General features: G+C 59.7%; 13 protein-coding genes. 3 read left to right on the top strand and 10 right to left on the bottom strand.

Features of this window, described 5'->3' with window-relative positions; genetic code table 11:
* Window positions 1–101: 101 nt before the first annotated feature.
* A complete protein-coding gene (gene bchD, locus ROSERS_RS14540) occupies window positions 102–1934 on the bottom strand; it encodes a magnesium chelatase ATPase subunit D (RefSeq protein WP_011957538.1) in 1833 nt (610 codons plus the stop codon).
* Window positions 1934–2677 (bottom strand): FHA domain-containing protein, encoded by a 744-nt coding sequence (locus tag ROSERS_RS14535; RefSeq protein ID WP_011957537.1) that lies wholly within the window; start codon window positions 2675–2677, stop codon window positions 1934–1936. Before ROSERS_RS14535 ends, bchD begins: the two co-directional genes overlap by 1 nt.
* Window positions 2678–2836: 159 nt before the next feature.
* Between ROSERS_RS14535 and ROSERS_RS14530 the strand changes: the two genes are divergently transcribed.
* Window positions 2837–3904, top strand: coding sequence for a ParB/RepB/Spo0J family partition protein (locus ROSERS_RS14530; protein WP_011957536.1), 1068 nt, complete (start codon window positions 2837–2839; stop codon window positions 3902–3904).
* 682 nt (window positions 3905–4586) lie between these two features.
* Here ROSERS_RS14530 and ROSERS_RS14520 read toward each other — a convergent pair.
* The 5 genes from ROSERS_RS14520 to ROSERS_RS14500 all read right to left on the bottom strand — a co-directional run bounded on the left by ROSERS_RS14520 (window position 4587) and on the right by ROSERS_RS14500 (window position 9502).
* A complete protein-coding gene (locus ROSERS_RS14520; RefSeq protein WP_011957535.1) occupies window positions 4587–5486 on the bottom strand; it encodes a carbohydrate ABC transporter permease in 900 nt (299 codons plus the stop codon).
* A 23-nt stretch (window positions 5487–5509) separates the two neighbouring features.
* Window positions 5510–6457 carry a carbohydrate ABC transporter permease gene (locus ROSERS_RS14515; RefSeq protein WP_011957534.1) on the bottom strand — a complete coding sequence of 316 codons (948 nt, stop codon included), beginning with the start codon at window positions 6455–6457 and terminating at the stop codon, window positions 5510–5512.
* A 70-nt stretch (window positions 6458–6527) separates the two neighbouring features.
* Window positions 6528–7994 carry an ABC transporter substrate-binding protein gene (locus ROSERS_RS14510; protein ID WP_011957533.1) on the bottom strand — a complete coding sequence of 489 codons (1467 nt, stop codon included), beginning with the start codon at window positions 7992–7994 and terminating at the stop codon, window positions 6528–6530.
* 418 nt (window positions 7995–8412) lie between these two features.
* The gene (locus tag ROSERS_RS14505; protein WP_011957532.1) at window positions 8413–8742 is read right to left on the bottom strand and encodes a hypothetical protein; all 330 of its coding nucleotides are present in this window, start codon (window positions 8740–8742) and stop codon (window positions 8413–8415) included.
* A gap of 52 nt (window positions 8743–8794) precedes the next feature.
* Window positions 8795–9502 carry a GntR family transcriptional regulator gene (locus ROSERS_RS14500; protein ID WP_011957531.1) on the bottom strand — a complete coding sequence of 236 codons (708 nt, stop codon included), beginning with the start codon at window positions 9500–9502 and terminating at the stop codon, window positions 8795–8797.
* 366 nt (window positions 9503–9868) lie between these two features.
* On the opposite strand from ROSERS_RS14500, the gene ROSERS_RS14495 reads away from it, so the two are divergent.
* Window positions 9869–11179 carry an L-fuconate dehydratase gene (locus ROSERS_RS14495; protein WP_011957530.1) on the top strand — a complete coding sequence of 437 codons (1311 nt, stop codon included), beginning with the start codon at window positions 9869–9871 and terminating at the stop codon, window positions 11177–11179.
* Between the two features lie 28 nt (window positions 11180–11207).
* Window positions 11208–12692: an alpha-L-fucosidase gene (locus ROSERS_RS14490; RefSeq protein WP_269625718.1), complete on the top strand. Its 1485-nt coding sequence runs from the start codon at window positions 11208–11210 to the stop codon at window positions 12690–12692.
* A 77-nt stretch (window positions 12693–12769) separates the two neighbouring features.
* On the opposite strand, the gene ROSERS_RS14485 is transcribed toward ROSERS_RS14490, so the two are convergent.
* From ROSERS_RS14485 to ROSERS_RS14475, 3 genes are read right to left on the bottom strand one after another with little or no spacing between them, the layout of a single operon-like run.
* Entirely contained in the window at window positions 12770–13183 is a 414-nt protein-coding gene (locus ROSERS_RS14485) for an OsmC family protein (protein WP_011957528.1), read from the bottom strand.
* 54 nt (window positions 13184–13237) lie between these two features.
* Window positions 13238–14344 carry an ABC transporter ATP-binding protein gene (locus ROSERS_RS14480; RefSeq protein WP_011957527.1) on the bottom strand — a complete coding sequence of 369 codons (1107 nt, stop codon included), beginning with the start codon at window positions 14342–14344 and terminating at the stop codon, window positions 13238–13240.
* 9 nt (window positions 14345–14353) lie between these two features.
* Window positions 14354–15400 carry an ABC transporter ATP-binding protein gene (locus ROSERS_RS14475; RefSeq protein ID WP_011957526.1) on the bottom strand — a complete coding sequence of 349 codons (1047 nt, stop codon included), beginning with the start codon at window positions 15398–15400 and terminating at the stop codon, window positions 14354–14356.
* Between the last annotated feature and the right edge of the window lie 12 nt (window positions 15401–15412).

The following is a 15412-nucleotide window of genomic DNA, read 5'->3' as shown; positions in this document are numbered from 1 at the left end:
AACTTTGACCGGATTGAGCATCACGTTGCACTCCAGATTTGTAACAGTTGAAGCAAGGATACAGCGTGGACAGCAATGCGTCGAACTGCTCACTACGATAGTCAGAGCCTCCGATCCACACGCTCGACCGCCAGCGCGGCGATCTGATCGCCCTGTGCATTGGGGAGGTACACATACTCTCCGGCGAGCCATTCGGCGAGTTTGCGCGCCTCGCCCCGGCTCAGGTATGTTCGCTGCGTATCAACCACAATTGTCTGAATACCGGATGCTACCACCGCACGACCGAGTGTTTGCAACTCTTCGGCAACCTGATCGCGCCCGGCGCGCAATCCAACGTTCGCTCGCCCATCGGTCAACAACACCAGCACCGTTTGCATAATGCCGCGCGCGCGCGCCTGTTGCGCCACGTCGATGGCTGCCAGCAGCGCGGCTGCCAGCGGTGTGCCGCCGCCGGTCGGAAGCAGATCGAGTGCGCGTCGCGCAAGCTCGACACTCTGCGACGGCGGCAGGAGGAGTTCGGCGCTTTGCCCGCGAAATGCCAGCAACGCCACCCGATCACGGTGGACATACGCCTTCTGAAGCAGGGCGTGAACTGCGCCTTTCGCCTGACGCATGCGGTGCAACGCCATACTGCCGCTGGCGTCCACCGCGAAAAGGAACAGCGCGCCAGCCTTGCTCCGGTACTGTTTGATCCGCAGATCATCGGCGCGCAGCAACACCCGCGATGATTGAGCATCCGCGCCAGCCTGCGAACGACGGAGCGGCTGGAATGGCGCAGCAACTCGCAGGGTGGCGGATACATCGATCCTGCCGCGTCGCGGATCTCCGGGGATGCTCCGAATATGCCGTCCGCGCTTCCCTGCAACCGTTCCACGCGAACCGGTCTTGCCGCGCCGCAACGCGCGGAACGGCAGTTGCTCCAGTTCCACCGGCAATTCGGCAGCCAGCGCACTGAGCACCTGTTCGGGCGGAATGGTCAACTCTTCGTCCGAGGGCGGTTCAGGCGGTGCGTCAGACGTGTCGTTTTCGGCATCGGGGGGAGGCGGAGGCGGCGCCTGATCGGGCGGTTGATCCGGCGGAGGGGGAAGACGGGTCGCGCGCGGTAGAATCACCAACCGAACTGCCAGCTCCAGGTCTTCCTGCTCGACCCGGTCGCGCAGACCAAGCGCGGCTGTGGCACAGGCGGCATAGACGGCAAACGTATCGGCGCGATGCCCTTCAACGCCACAGAGCGTTGCCATCGCCAGCAACTGTTCGATCTGCTCGTCTGCGATCTGCACCTGCGGCAGTTGCTCACGCGCCGCCAGCACCAGCCCGCGCAACAGATCGAGTTCATCGGTGTACGCATCAGAAGCCTGCGCGGGTGCGCGACTCATGTTGCGCCGCACAATTTCGGCGCGCGCCTGCTCGTTCATCGTGCGCGGCAACACCAGCAGCAGACCGAGCCGGTCGAGCAGATGGCGACGTGGCAGACCCTCAGCCGGATCGTAGGATCCGATAAAGACGAAACGCGCGGGAGACCGGATGCTGAGACCCTCGCGCTCCAGACGCACTTCGCCCGTATCGATTGCGGCGATCAGCGGATTGATGATCGCATCAGGCAGCAGATTGACCTGATCGGCATAGAGGATGCCGCCATCGGCGCGCGCCAGCGCCCCTGCCCGTGCGACCCGCCGCCCGACGCGCAGCGTCGCTTCGATATCCAGTCCCCCCAGCAGACCGGCTTCGTCGATGCCGAGCGGCAATTCCACAAATGGAACCGACCGGTCATCAGAGCAAAGCAGATCACGCATGCCACGCGCCAGGCTGCTCTTCCCTGCGCCTGCAGGCGCACCCACTGCCATCCCCCGCAGGCGCGGCTCGACTGCCAGCAGCAGCAACGCCTGTTGCGCAAGTTCCAGACCAACCAGTGCAGGCAGGGGAAGTGTCGCCATTACAAACGCACCGTCTTACTCTGCGCCCTCGAGCGGAAGGTTACAACAAATGCGCCCAAACGCACAACTGCGCCATCAGGCAGCGCAACCGGCGTCTGTGGCGTGAGCGCCGCATCGTTCACGAACGTTCCATTGGCGCTGCCCAGGTCGGTGATCGTCCACTGACCGCTGGCATAGCGCAGCAGCGCATGCCGCCGGCTGACACCGCTGGATCGCGCATCGAAGGGTGACAGATCGATATCGGGGAAGATATGATCCGCCGGGTCCTGACACCCGATCAGCATCTCGGCGCGATCGGTCGGCAGCGCCACGGTTCGCCCATCGTTCAGCACCAGCGCAAACGGCGGCACGGAAACCGGACCGGTCATCGTCAGAAGTTCGGTTTCGAGGCGCGCGAGTTCACTGCGGGCACGTTCGAGCAGGGCATTAATCGTCGCCTGATCCTGCTCGAGTTTGCGGATCTCCTCCTGTTTGCGCCCAATCTCCTCAACCTTCGCCAGCGTGCGCTGCGCATTCGCCAGCGTTTGCTGCGCAATCTGAAGTTCCGCCTCTTTGCGCGCCAGGCTGGCGCGCGCTTTCGCCAGCCCCTCTTCGGTGATTGCGCGCAACGATGAGGGTTGATTCTGGAGCGCCTGCTCATTGGCAGCGATGTAACTGCGGGTCGCAGCGATCTCCTCGGTCAATGCACTGATCGTCCGTTGCGCATCGGCGATCTCCTGCGCCAGCGCCTGTCGCGTGGTCATTGGAGTCCTCCCTCGTCCTGCATCAACGTTCTTTACTGAGAAAGACGTTGTGCGGGAGCGCGCTGTTGCGATTATAGCACCGAATCTTGTCGTCCTTTGCAACTTCTGATATACTCACCCCGAACACCTGTGCAGATATGCTGTGCTGTTGGAGGATGCATGCAACTTCTCTGGATCGATCCGCGAGCGCTGGAGCCGGATCCGCAGGGCGTTCGCGAGGACCCTGGCGATATTGATGGGCTGGCGGCGACGATTGCCGAGTATGGCTTGCTGCAACCGCTCGGCGTTGTCGATCTCGGGCGTAGCCGCTACCGGGTGGTGTATGGCAATCGACGGCGGCTTGCTGCGCTGAAACTGGGGCTGGAACGGGTGCCATGCGTGCTGCTCGATCCCGATGATCCGCGGGTATTCCTGCGCCAGTTGACCGAAAATCTTCAGCGCCGCGACCTGAATGACCTCGAGCAGGCGCGCGCATTTCAGAAATTGCGCGAACAGATCGCGCTCGATCGCGGCATCAGCGAAGAGAACGCGCTCGATGAAGCCACTGCACGCATGGTTGGTCTCTCACCCCGCACGGTGCGGCGCTACCTGGGTCTGCTCGACCTGCCGCTCGAAATTCAGGAGTATCTGCGGAAAGGCGAACTGAACGTCACCCAGGCGCAACATCTGCGACGTGTGCCGAATGAACGCACGCAGATCGAACTGGCGCGCGCTGCGGTTGAAGAAGGCATGTCGGCAGCCGAGATCAGTCGTCTGGCGAGTTTTTTCGCTGCCAACCCCAATCTCTCGCTCGATGATGCGCTGCACGCGCTCCAACAGGGGATCGATCTCACGGCTGGCGCGCCGGTTGTTCCCCGTCCGTCGTCTGACGGTTCGTTGCTCAAGGGCGCCGCAGTCGGTACGCTGCCCGACGATGAGCACGACGCCGATCTGTGGGATGAGGAAACGTCGGATGTGGATCTGGACGCTCCCGGCATCGAGGAAGAGACGATTGAGAATCAGCCAAAGAACAAAGCGCGCGTCTTCCGCATTCGTTCACTCGACCAGATGCTCGATGAAACCGACCGCCTGTTCCGTGCGCATGCCGAGGGCGATCTGATCAAGTGGGTGCGCAAGGATCAGGATGCGCCGATGAAAGTCGGGCTGCTGCTGAAGCAACTCGAGGCGCTGTCGCGCGCGTTGCGCGAGATCGCGCGTCAGCAGAACTGGGTTTTCGAGGAGGGGTGATTCACATATCCTGGATGCGCGGGCGTCTCACCCGCAGGGTGCGCGGGGATCTTGCCCGCAGGGGGCGCGGGCGTCCCGTCCGCAGGGAGCGCGGGCATCTTGCCCGCAGGGGGCGCGGGCGTCCCGTCCGCAGGGTGCGCGGGGATCTTGCCCGCAGGTGTGTGGGCATCTCACGTGCAGGGTGCGCAGGGATCTTGCCCACAGGGTGCATGAGCGTCGCGCGTGCAAGCAGCGATACCATCCATCTGCTTCTCCTTCTGTGGGGGAAGAGGGTTGCTTACAGTGGCAGGTTTTTCGAGAATCCCCTGCGTTTCTTCTCTCGTTTTGGGCATCAGAACGCCCCAACTCCCCCTTCGCCCCTTTGTGGGAGAAGGGGGCAAAGGGCATCAGGACGCCCCAACTCCCCCTTCGCCCCTTTGTGGGAGAAGGGGGCAAAGCGCATCAGGACGCCCCAACTCCCCCTTCTCCCCGTGTGGGAGAAGGGGGTTGGGGGGAAGAGGGGGCAAAGGCGCATCAGGACGCCCCAACTCCCCCTTCTCCCCGTGTGGGAGAAGGGGGTTGGGGGGAAGAGGGGGCAAAGGCGCATCAGGACGCCCCAACTCCCCCTTCTCCCCGTGTGGGAGAAGGGGGTTGGGGGGATGAGGGGCAAACGGACACCGGCACGCCGCTGCCCCTGAGCGCCCTATCGTCCCCCCATGCCGGTCAGGGTGACACCCTGGACGAAGAGGCGTTGTGACAGGAAGAAGACAGTGAGAACCGGGATCAGCGTAATGATCGACACCGCCATCAGCAGGTTGAACTGGGTGAAGTTCTGCCCGCGGAACAGGTTCAGTCCAAGTGCAAGGGTGTACAGGTCCTGCGAACGAATGTAGATCAGCGGATCGAGCAGGTTGCTCCAGTTCCCGATGAACGCAAAAATTGCCACAGTCGCCAGCGCCGGTTTGGAGAGCGGCAGAATGATCTCGAAGAAGATGCGCAGCGATGATGCGCCATCGATACGCGCTGCATCATCGAGTTCGGTCGGGATCGTCATAAAGAACTGTCGCAGCAGAAAGATGAAGAACGCATACCCGAACCATGCAGGAAGGATCAGGGGCCAGAGGGTGTTCACCAACCCCATCTGGCTGAACAACAGGAAGCGCGGCACGATCGTCACCTCACGCGGGATCATGAGGGTCGCCAGCAACGCCAGGAACAGAATGCCCCGCCCGCGGGCGCGCAGTCGCGCAAACCCGAATGCCACCAGGGAACAGGAAATCAGGTTGCCGATCACATTCGCGGAGGTGACAATCAGCGAATTGATCAGGAAGGTATTGAAAGGAAGAATAGTCCAGCCGCGCGGATAGTTCTGCCAGAGAAACGTCGTCGGAAAAAAACTGGGCGGGTAGGTAAACACATCTTCGCTCTGCTTCAGCGATGTTGAGACCATCCACAGAAACGGCAGAATAAATACCACCGATAACGCCAGGAGCAATGCATAGACTATCACCCGCTGTGCGAGCCGCTGATTACGCATGCCGAACAGCGGTCCGCTCTGCGTTCGCACACTGACTATCGTCGTCTGTTGCAGATCGGCATCCATTGATCACCTCTTCCGCCACACGCTTAGCGCGCAGCCTCGCCCTCGTAGAACACCCAGTACTTCGCGCCCAGGAACTGGAGCGCGGTGATCGCCATGATTACCACCAGCAGAATCCACGCCAGCGCCGATGCATACCCCATCTGGAAGAACTGGAACGCCACCCGATAGATGTACAATCCGAACATCAACGTCGCATTCGCCGGTCCGCCATTCGTCATGATCAACACCAGCACGAATCCCTGAAGCGATGCAATGAAGCCAACGATCAGGTTGTAGAAAATGACTGGCGACATCATTGGGACGGTCACATGCCAGAACTTCATCCACGGTCCCGCGCCATCGATGGAGGCCGCCTCATACAGATGCTGTGGCACACTCTGTAACCCGGCGAGATAGATCACCATTGAGCCGCCGGCGCCCCACAGACTCATCAGGATCAGCGCTGGCTTCGCCCATTGCGGTTGCATCAGCCATCCCGGACCCTTAATGCCGAACCAGGAAAGCACGGTATTGATCAGACCAAAATCCTGGTGCAGGATCATGATCCACAGGATTGCGACGGCAATACCGCTCACCACCGATGGCAGGTAGAAAATGGTGCGAAAGACCGAAATGCCCAACACCTTCTGGTTCAGCAACAACGCCAGCAGAAATGAGACGATCAGCCCCAACCCGACGCTGCCAACTCCGAAGTAGAGCGAATTCCACATCGCGGTGTAGAAGAGCGGATCGGCGATGAGACGCTGATAGTTCTGCAACCCCGTCCAGTTGGGCGGCGTCATCATCGACCAGTTCGTGAAACTGATGGCAAACGATGCCAGAATCGGTCCGGCATCGAACGCGATGAACCCGATGATCCAGAGCGAAATGAAGAGATAGAATTCACGCTCTTCGCGTCGCGCCAGTTTCCCCAGTTTGGGCTTCCCCATCGGTTTTGCCGCGGCGCGCCCGACGCTCTCTTGCACAGCCATACACAGTCCCTTCGCAGACAATGTTGGAGTCTGGAGGAGCGGCGCCCCCCCCCAGACTCGTTGACATCCATTACGCCCGGTTGACGGCAATGATCGGATCAACGGCGGCAAACACCTGGTCACAGGCTTCTTTCACGCTCAACTGACCGGCCACCACCAGGTCCCAGATCGGTCCTGCCGCCTGCGTCACCTGCGGACCGGTCGGTTGATCGATGATGTCGTGGCTGGCAATCGTGCGCATCGCCTGTTCGACATATTTTGCGCCAGGAGGGGCGAACTTCGAGTTGAGGTACGAGGGCCACGCCGAGAGGCGCGCCGGGCTGCCGCGACCGGTAATCCCCCACATATACGATTGTCCGGCGGTTGAGAGATACTCGTTCAGGTAGATCCATGCCGCGTCGGGGTTCTTGCTGTCGCGGGTGATCATGTAGGCGCTGCCGGCGGAGAAGGTGACATGCGCCTTCGGACCACGGGGCCACATGGCGATGTCCCAGTTGAACTTTGCGCCGGCCCGGATCGGCGGGGTCGCCCACGAACCCTGCAAGGTCATGGCGATCTTGCCGAACTGGAAGGCGGGCCAGGCGACGTTCTGCAGATCCGCCGGACTGGGCACGGCGCCCTTATCGCGCAACTCCTGCCACCATTCGAGCGCTGCGACCGCTTCCGGTTTATTGATCAGACACTCGTCCTCCTTCGGCTCGCGCAGGTATTGGGCGCCGAACGGCATCAGGTATGGCGGCGCAACCAGCGAGTCACCGAGGGTTGGAAGTTCACCCAAACCGAAAATCTTGTTCGGTCCTTCGCCCTGGGTCAGTTTCAGTGCAACTTCCTTCAATTTCTCAAGGTCCCACGTTTCATCGGGATACGGGATGCCAGCGGCATCGAAGATATCCTTGTTGTAGTACAGATTGGCAGGACCCTCATCGTATGGGATGCCCCACAGTTTGCCGTCGCGCTGGTAGGAGACGAGAGATTGCGGCGTGAAGTCCTGGAGGTTGAAGTCCTTCTCTCTGGCGATGTAGTCGTCGAGCGGGCGGAACAGACCATTCTTGATGAACTCCTGCGCCCAGGAGAACTGACAGTACATGATATCGGGCAGGGCGTTGCCAGCAGCCTGCGCGACATACTTCTGTCGATACTCGCCAAACGGCGTATTTTCCGCTTTCACGACGATGTTCGGATGACGCTGCATGAAAAGGGCATCGAACTGCTTCTGGCGCTCGAAGAAGACTGCGTCCCATGCATGAGCGACGCTGATCTCCACACGCTCTGTCGGATCGGAGACGGCGTTGGTGGGCCATCCGCTGTTGCCTTCCTCCGGATCATAGAGGGATGCTGGCGTCGGTTCAGTTGCTGGCGGAATGGTCGGCGCAGCGCCCGTTCCGGGTTGCTGCGGCGCCTGCCCGCATGCTGCCAGCACTGTTGCGATTGCCGCGCCACTCAAACCAAGACGCGCGCCGATCTGCAAGATTTCCCGTCGACTCAAACCGCGTTGTTTCAACTCATGCGCGAGTTCTTCCTCGTGATGGGTTGCCATAACGTGCTCCTCCATTGTTGCCAGCGTATATCTCGATAGTCTTGCCTGATCGTGATGGTTGCCACCGCCATTATGTCGTATTGGCGCAGTCGCACTGCCTGTGAGGGGTATCTGTACACTCGACCGTCACTGGAAGACCGATCTGTGTCGAACGATAAGATTCTCCTTTCTTTTCTGCACACACTTTTATAATTCAGTGAGGCGCAGGATGGGCGGTCATAAAGGTGAGCATGAACATCGACCCTTTATTCCCCTGCTTACAACCGGTTGACCGTTGCAATGACACAGCAGGGCGCTTCGAGATATTAGTTGAGCCATCCGGCGATCAGGACCTGCGCGATGACACAGCGAGGTGCATCGGGAGACGGAGAAGACACATGTATCTTATAATTTTCCGAATCGATTGTCAAGAAAAAGTTTACGTGCCATCGCCAACAGGCACACTCGTCAGTCGGATCACCTGGGGAGGCGTGTCAGAATGAGAAGAACGCAGGATCAACCAGACGGTGTAGACGGCGGGATCGCGCCCAGACGGGTCGAGCAGGCACGATGTCGCATACGAACACTCCGGAACCGTCGAGCGACGCCCCAGCACCTGAATCAGACCCATATCGAGCGCAAACTGTGGCGGTGTGATAGCCTCACGACGGACGTCAAACAGAACCACGGTGCATCCGTACACAACAACCAGCGCAAGAGCGACGAGCGACGCCGCGATCATTGGGCGTTGTCGCGCAAAGAGGCGCATATCACGTATCCCCGCTCATACACTCCACATCCTCTGGGGCAATGAAGATCGCTTATCGTTCATCGACATGTTTACCGTTGGCCATCGACGCAACTGTTGGTGTTGGTTCACGCTGTATGATATCGAGCAGACTGACGACCGTCTGATGCACTTTGTAGCGCACCAGCAACGCCAGCGCATCGGGGTCGCGTCGGTGACATGCCTCGAGGATCGCCTGGATTTCGAAGAGGGAAGTGTGCATCCGCTCCGGGAAGGCGTACAACTGAAACCGCCGGTAGCGCGCGCTCAAATCCCAGAGTTGCGTGAGCAACTGGAGTAAATGCCGTCGCCCGGCGGCGCGGTAGATAGTGAAGTGAAAGTCGCGGTGCAGATCGAGAAAGGCTTCGAAATCGTCTATCTTTGCGGTCTGTTCCATCTCAATCTTCAATCGATCAAGGGTTGCCAGATCGGCGGCGCTCAGGCGCGGCGCGGCGAGACGGGACGCAAGGTCTTCAAGCGCCTCGCGCACCTGGTAGATATCGAGCAGTTCTTCAACCGACAACGACTCAACAAAGACGCCGCGATGCGGCACGATGCGCACCAGCCCGCTCGATTGCAGGCGCGCCAGCGCCTCGCGCAGCGGCACCAGGCTGACGCCGAAACGTCGCGCCAGGTCGTTCTGATCGAGACGCGACCCCGGCGCCAGTTCGCCGCTCAGGATCATATCACGCAGGCGCGCCATAACCTGTTCGGTCATGGTGCGTTGTGGCAGATCGGTCATGATACGTTGAACACAATAATCTGGAAGGTGATAATGACTTCACTGCAACCATGCACCGCTGAGACGCTGAGCGCACAGAGAACGCCAAAAACAAAACGTGGTTCGATGCGCGGCGAAGCATACGTCTGAGCCAGACAATAGACTTTCTCTGTGGACGCCGCGTCTCTGCGGTGAAATATCCTTTTTGCAGTTGGACTTTGATATTTTATATTGCTTTCGCTGGCTCTGTCAAGACCCCATTCAAAGATAACTATGGATGCTTATTCCCATTCTGCCGCGTCGCACCAGGTAAGACTTGACACTGAAGAGACACCATCGTACACTACGCCTGTCGTATATATTTTATTGGAAAAGGCGATGGGGCGTATGGCGATCACCATTATCGGCGCCGAAGCGCGCGACATTCGGTTTCCCACCTCCCGCACCCTCGATGGTTCGGACGCGATGAACCCCGATCCCGACTACTCGGCGGCATATGTTCTGCTGCACACCAATGTTCCGGGTCTGACCGGGCACGGGCTGACCTTCACCATTGGGCGCGGCAATGAGTTGTGTGTCGCTGCCTGCCACGCCTTGTTCCCCATGGTGTTGAACCGTTCCCTTGAGTCGATCACCGCCGACATGGGCGCCTTCTGGCATATGATTACCGGTGATAGCCAGTTGCGCTGGATCGGTCCGGAGAAGGGAGTCATCCATCTGGCGACCGCCGCAGTGGTCAATGCCGTCTGGGACCTGTGGGCGAAGGTCGAGCAGAAGCCGCTCTGGAAGTTGTTATCCGATATGTCGCCGGACGAACTGGTACGCTGCATCGACTTCCGCTACATTTCCGACGCTCTGACACCCGACGAGGCGCGCGATCTGCTGCGCCGTCAGGAAGCGACACGCGCCGAACGCGAGTCGGAGATGCTGGCGCAGGGATTTCCTGCCTATACCACGTCTGCCGGATGGATCGGCTACTCCGACGATAAGGTTCGTCGGTTGTGCCAGGAAGCGATCAACGCTGGCTTTCAGCATATCAAAATGAAGGTCGGGCGCGATCTCGACGCCGATCGCCGCCGCGCCCGCCTGATCCGCGAGATTATCGGACCTGATCGCAAACTGATGGCGGACGCCAACCAGGTCTGGGATGTGCCGCAGGCGATTGCCTGGATGCACGACCTCGCTGAATTCGACTTCTGGTGGATCGAAGAGCCAACCAGCCCTGACGACATCCTTGGTCACGCGGCGATCGCCCGCGCAGTCGCGCCGGTCGGCGTCGCCACCGGCGAGCACGTGCAGAACCGCATTATCTTCAAGCAACTGTTGCAGGCAAACGCCATCAGTTTCTGTCAGATCGACGCCTGCCGCCTTGGTGGGGTGAACGAGGTGCTGGCAGTCATCCTGATGGCGGCGAAATTCGGCGTGCCGGTCTGCCCGCACGCTGGCGGCGTCGGGTTGTGCGAATATGTGCAACATCTGTCGATCTGGGATTATATCTGCGTCTCCGGGTCGCTGGAGAATCGTGTGATTGAGTATGTCGATCACCTGCACGAACATTTTCTCGATCCGGTCGTCATTCGCAATGCCCGTTACATGCCGCCGCAAAAGCCGGGGTATAGCATCGAGATGAAGCCCGAATCACTGGCGATGTACGAATATCCGCACGGTCCGGCGTGGCGGTTGCACGTTGCACGTTGAAGGTTGCGGGGGCAGCGGAGCGCTCCTCGTGGTCGCCCGATGTCGGAGCTTTCCCGTAACGGCATATCGAACCTCCAACTCAGAGAAAGGAACAGCAATGACGTACGAACCAACCCTCGAGTCTGTCCGTGCTCACGTCGTTCCCGACTGGTTCCACGACGCCAAATTGGGGATTTTCATTCACTGGGGTCTCTATTCCGTACCCGGATGGGCGCCGACGACCGGACCGCTCCACGAGGTGGTGGCAAGAGAGGGGTGGCAGGGATGGTTTGCACGCAACCCTTACGCCGAGTGGTACATGAACTCGCTGCGCATTCCGGGCAGTCCGACAGCATCGTACCATGCACAGCACTTTGGCGCCGACTTTCCGTATGAGCGTTTTGCCGAGACCTTCAACCGCGACACGTCGTCCTGGGATCCATCACGGTGGGCAGATCTGTTCAGGCGCGCCGGTGCGCAGTATGTCGTTCTCACCACCAAGCACCACGATGGCTTTCTGCTCTGGCCCAGCGCCCGTCCCAATCCGTTCCGCGAAGGGTACCACGCCTCTCGCGATCTGGTCGGCGACCTCACCGGCGCCGTGCGTGATGCGGGGCTGCGCATGGGTCTCTACTATTCTGGCGGACTCGACTGGACCTTCAATGATCGGGTGATCGCCGATATTATCGATCTGTTCATGGGCGTGCCGCAGCAACCCGAGTATGTTGAGTATGCGAACGCTCACTGGAAGGAGTTGATTGACCGCTACCAGCCGAGCGTGTTGTGGAATGACATCGGGTATCCGGCGGCTGCGAATCTGCCCGAACTGTTCAGTTATTACTACAACACTGTTCCTGAAGGCGTGATCAATGATCGTTTCACCCAGGCGCCGGTTGGCGACGGTCCGCCTGACCCGGCGGCGATCATGCAGGCGATCGCGCAGGGGATGCTGCCTGCTCCGCCGCACTTCGATTTCCGCACGCCAGAGTATGCCGTCTTCCCCGACATCAAAGCCGAAAAATGGGAGTCGTGCCGCGGTTTGGGGTATTCGTTCGGTTACAATCGCAATGAAACCGTTGACGATATGCTCTCGCCCGCCGAACTGGTGCGCTCCTTCGTCGATATCGTCAGCAAGAATGGCAACCTGCTGATCAACGTCGGTCCGATGGGCGATGGAACCATTCCGACCGAACAGGCGGAGCGCCTCGAAGCGCTTGGCGCGTGGCTGGCAGTCAACGGCGAGGCGATCTACGGCTCACGTCCCTGGACGCGCGCCGAAGGAACAACCGATGGCGGTATCGGGATGCGTTTCACGCGCAAAGGATCAGACCTGTACGCGATACTGCTCGACACACCGCAGCAACCACAGGTGACGCTCACCGGTCTCACTATCCCTGCCGGAGCGAGCGTTACCCTGTTCGGCTATGGCGACATCGCTGCGGTGCAACACGACAGCGGGCTGACGGTCACGCTGCCATCGCCGCTCGCCGACGCGCCTGCGCACACGATCAAAATCGCTGGCGGCGCCGCGTGAAGTAGTGTTGCACCGCTGAGAACGCAGAGGTTTCAGGGTTTTCGCTCTGCAAGCGTCACAGCGGTGGTCGTTCGCCGTCACTCCTGATCCGGCTGGTTCAGTTCAACCGCGAAGGTGACATCGATCTCCGGGTGCAGCGAGGAGCGCACTGAACAGTATCTGTTGAGCGCCAGATCGACTGCGCGTTGCACCTTTTCGAGCGTCGCCCCCGTGGCAACTACCCGGTAACAGAGAGCGATCCGGCGGTACCGCCACGGCGGATCGGCGTCCTGCTCGCCATCGACAGTAATGATCAGTCGATGGGGCGTCGTCCGCTGTTTCTTCAGAATTTCCACCAGATCGACCGCCGAACACGAAGCCAGTGCGATCAACAGGGTCTCCGAGGGTTTGACCCCTACGCCGCCGCCGGGCGAAAGGACAATACTGTGATTGGTGCTGTCCACGCCGAGGAATGTCCGATCGGGGATCCAGGTGAGTTCGATGTGCGCCATAGCGTTTGTCTTCCTGTCGAACAAAGCGTTTTGTTGTCATTGTACCCGACAATGTTACGACGCAGGCGACGCGGCCGGAACCGGCGGCTGGCGTTTGGGAAGCTCGATCAACGGGATTTCGTTCAGGCGCGTGACACCCTGCAACTGCAACTGCTCGGCGAAGTGGCACGCAACCCAGTGCTCACCGCCAATGTCGCGCAACGGCGGTCGTTCGACCTTGCAGATATCCTCAGCGTACCGACAGCGTGGATGGAAGTAGCACCCTGACGGAGGATTTGCCGGACTGGGCACATCGCCCGGAAGTTTGATCGGTCGTGTCCGCTTGCGTGGATCGGGTTTCGGAATGGCGGCCAGCAGCGCCTCGGTGTACGGATGTTTGGGATGGTAGTAGAGATCTTCAGTGCTCGCCATCTCGACGATATAACCGACGTACATCACCGCCACGCGATCCGAAATATGCTCAACCACGCTCAAATCGTGAGCGACGAAGAGATAGGTCAGATCATACTTCTCCTGCAAATCTTCTAGCAGATTGAGCACCTGCGCTTGGATCGACACATCGAGCGCCGAGACCGGTTCATCGCAGACGATCAGTTTCGGATTGAGCGCCAGAGCGCGTGCAATGCCGATACGCTGACGCTGACCGCCGGAGAAAGCGTGCGGATAGCGCGTCATATTCTCCGGGCGAATACCGACCTCTTGAAGCAACTCAGCTACCCTATCCCTGAGCGCCTGCCCGGATGCCACCTTCTGGATTTCAAGCGGCTCGCCGACAATCTGCCCAACCGTCAGGCGCGGATTCAGCGACGAGAAAGGGTCCTGGAAAATAATCTGCATATTCGGGCGCACCCGCTTAAGTTGCGCGCGACTCAGTTTCGCCAGGTCCACCTTCCCGATATTCGGATCATCAAAAATGATCTCACCCGCCGTCGGATCGAGGAGACGCAGGATCGTGCGACCGGTCGTACTCTTGCCACACCCCGATTCACCGACAAGACCGAGCGTTTCGCCCTTCTTGATATAGAAATCGATCCCATCAACGGCTTTAACATACCCGGACACGCGCCGCAGGAAACCGCTGTGGATCGGGAAGTGCTTCTTCAGACCCCGGACTTCGAGCAATATCTCGTCTGATTTGCCATTTTTCTTTGCGGTATCCATAGCGCTCCTCTACGTATACAGGTGACAGCGAACCGTATGCGTCTGCGATCCGGCGACGAAGATCTCTTCCGGCATCACGGTATCACACAGACCGGGGATGGCTGCCGGGCAACGCGGATGGAACGGGCAACCGGGCACGGTCGAATACGGATCGGGCACAGACCCCTTGATCGATTCGAGTTTCTGACCGCGGGCAATACCGAGACGCGGAATCGAACGCAGCAGCGAGATCGTGTAGGGATGCTTCGGATCGTAGAACATATCATCGACAGCCGCGCGCTCGATGATGCGACCGAGATACATCACAGCGACCTCATCGCACATCTGCGCCACCACACCCATATTATGGGTGATGAACATGATCGAGGTCCCGATCTCGTGCTGCAGATCGCGCATCAGGTCGAGAATCTGCGCTTCGGTCGTCACATCGAGCGCCGTCGTCGGCTCATCGGCGATCAGCAGGGTTGGCGTGCAGGAGAGCGCCATCGCAATCATTGCGCGCTGACGCATACCGCCCGACAACTGGTGCGGATAACTATCGGCGATGCGCTCCGGGTTCGGCATACCGACCTTGCGCAGAATATCAATCGTGCGACGGCGCGCCTCAGCTTTATCCTGCGTCTGATGAAGCAGGATCGCTTCCTCGATCTGATGACCGACTGTGTAACACGGGTTGAGCGACGTCATCGGCTCCTGAAAGATCATCGAGATATGGTTGCCGCGAATGCGGCGCATTTCAGGACCATTCTTCTCAAGTTTGGTGATATCGATCACTTCGCTAGTGTTGAACTCGCGGAACAGGATGCGTCCCCCTTCAATACGTCCAAACGACAACTGCATAATCGCAAGACCCGTCTGGCTCTTGCCACACCCTGACTCGCCGACGACGCCGAGCACTTTTCCGCGTGGGATATTGAACGACACCCCATTGAGCGCCCGCACGACCCCCAGCGAGGTGTAGAAACTGAGACGCAGATCCTCAACCCGCACTACATCGTCTTCACTGACGATCTGAATGTCGGTGTGCTCTGTTCCCGTCGCTGCTGCATTCGTCATATGAAGATCTCC

Origin of the sequence: Roseiflexus sp. RS-1, from assembly GCF_000016665.1 — a bacterium.
Classification (GTDB): domain Bacteria; phylum Chloroflexota; class Chloroflexia; order Chloroflexales; family Roseiflexaceae; genus Roseiflexus.
Note: the sequence above shows the minus strand (reverse complement) of the source record. Positions and strands in the feature narration are given on the sequence as shown.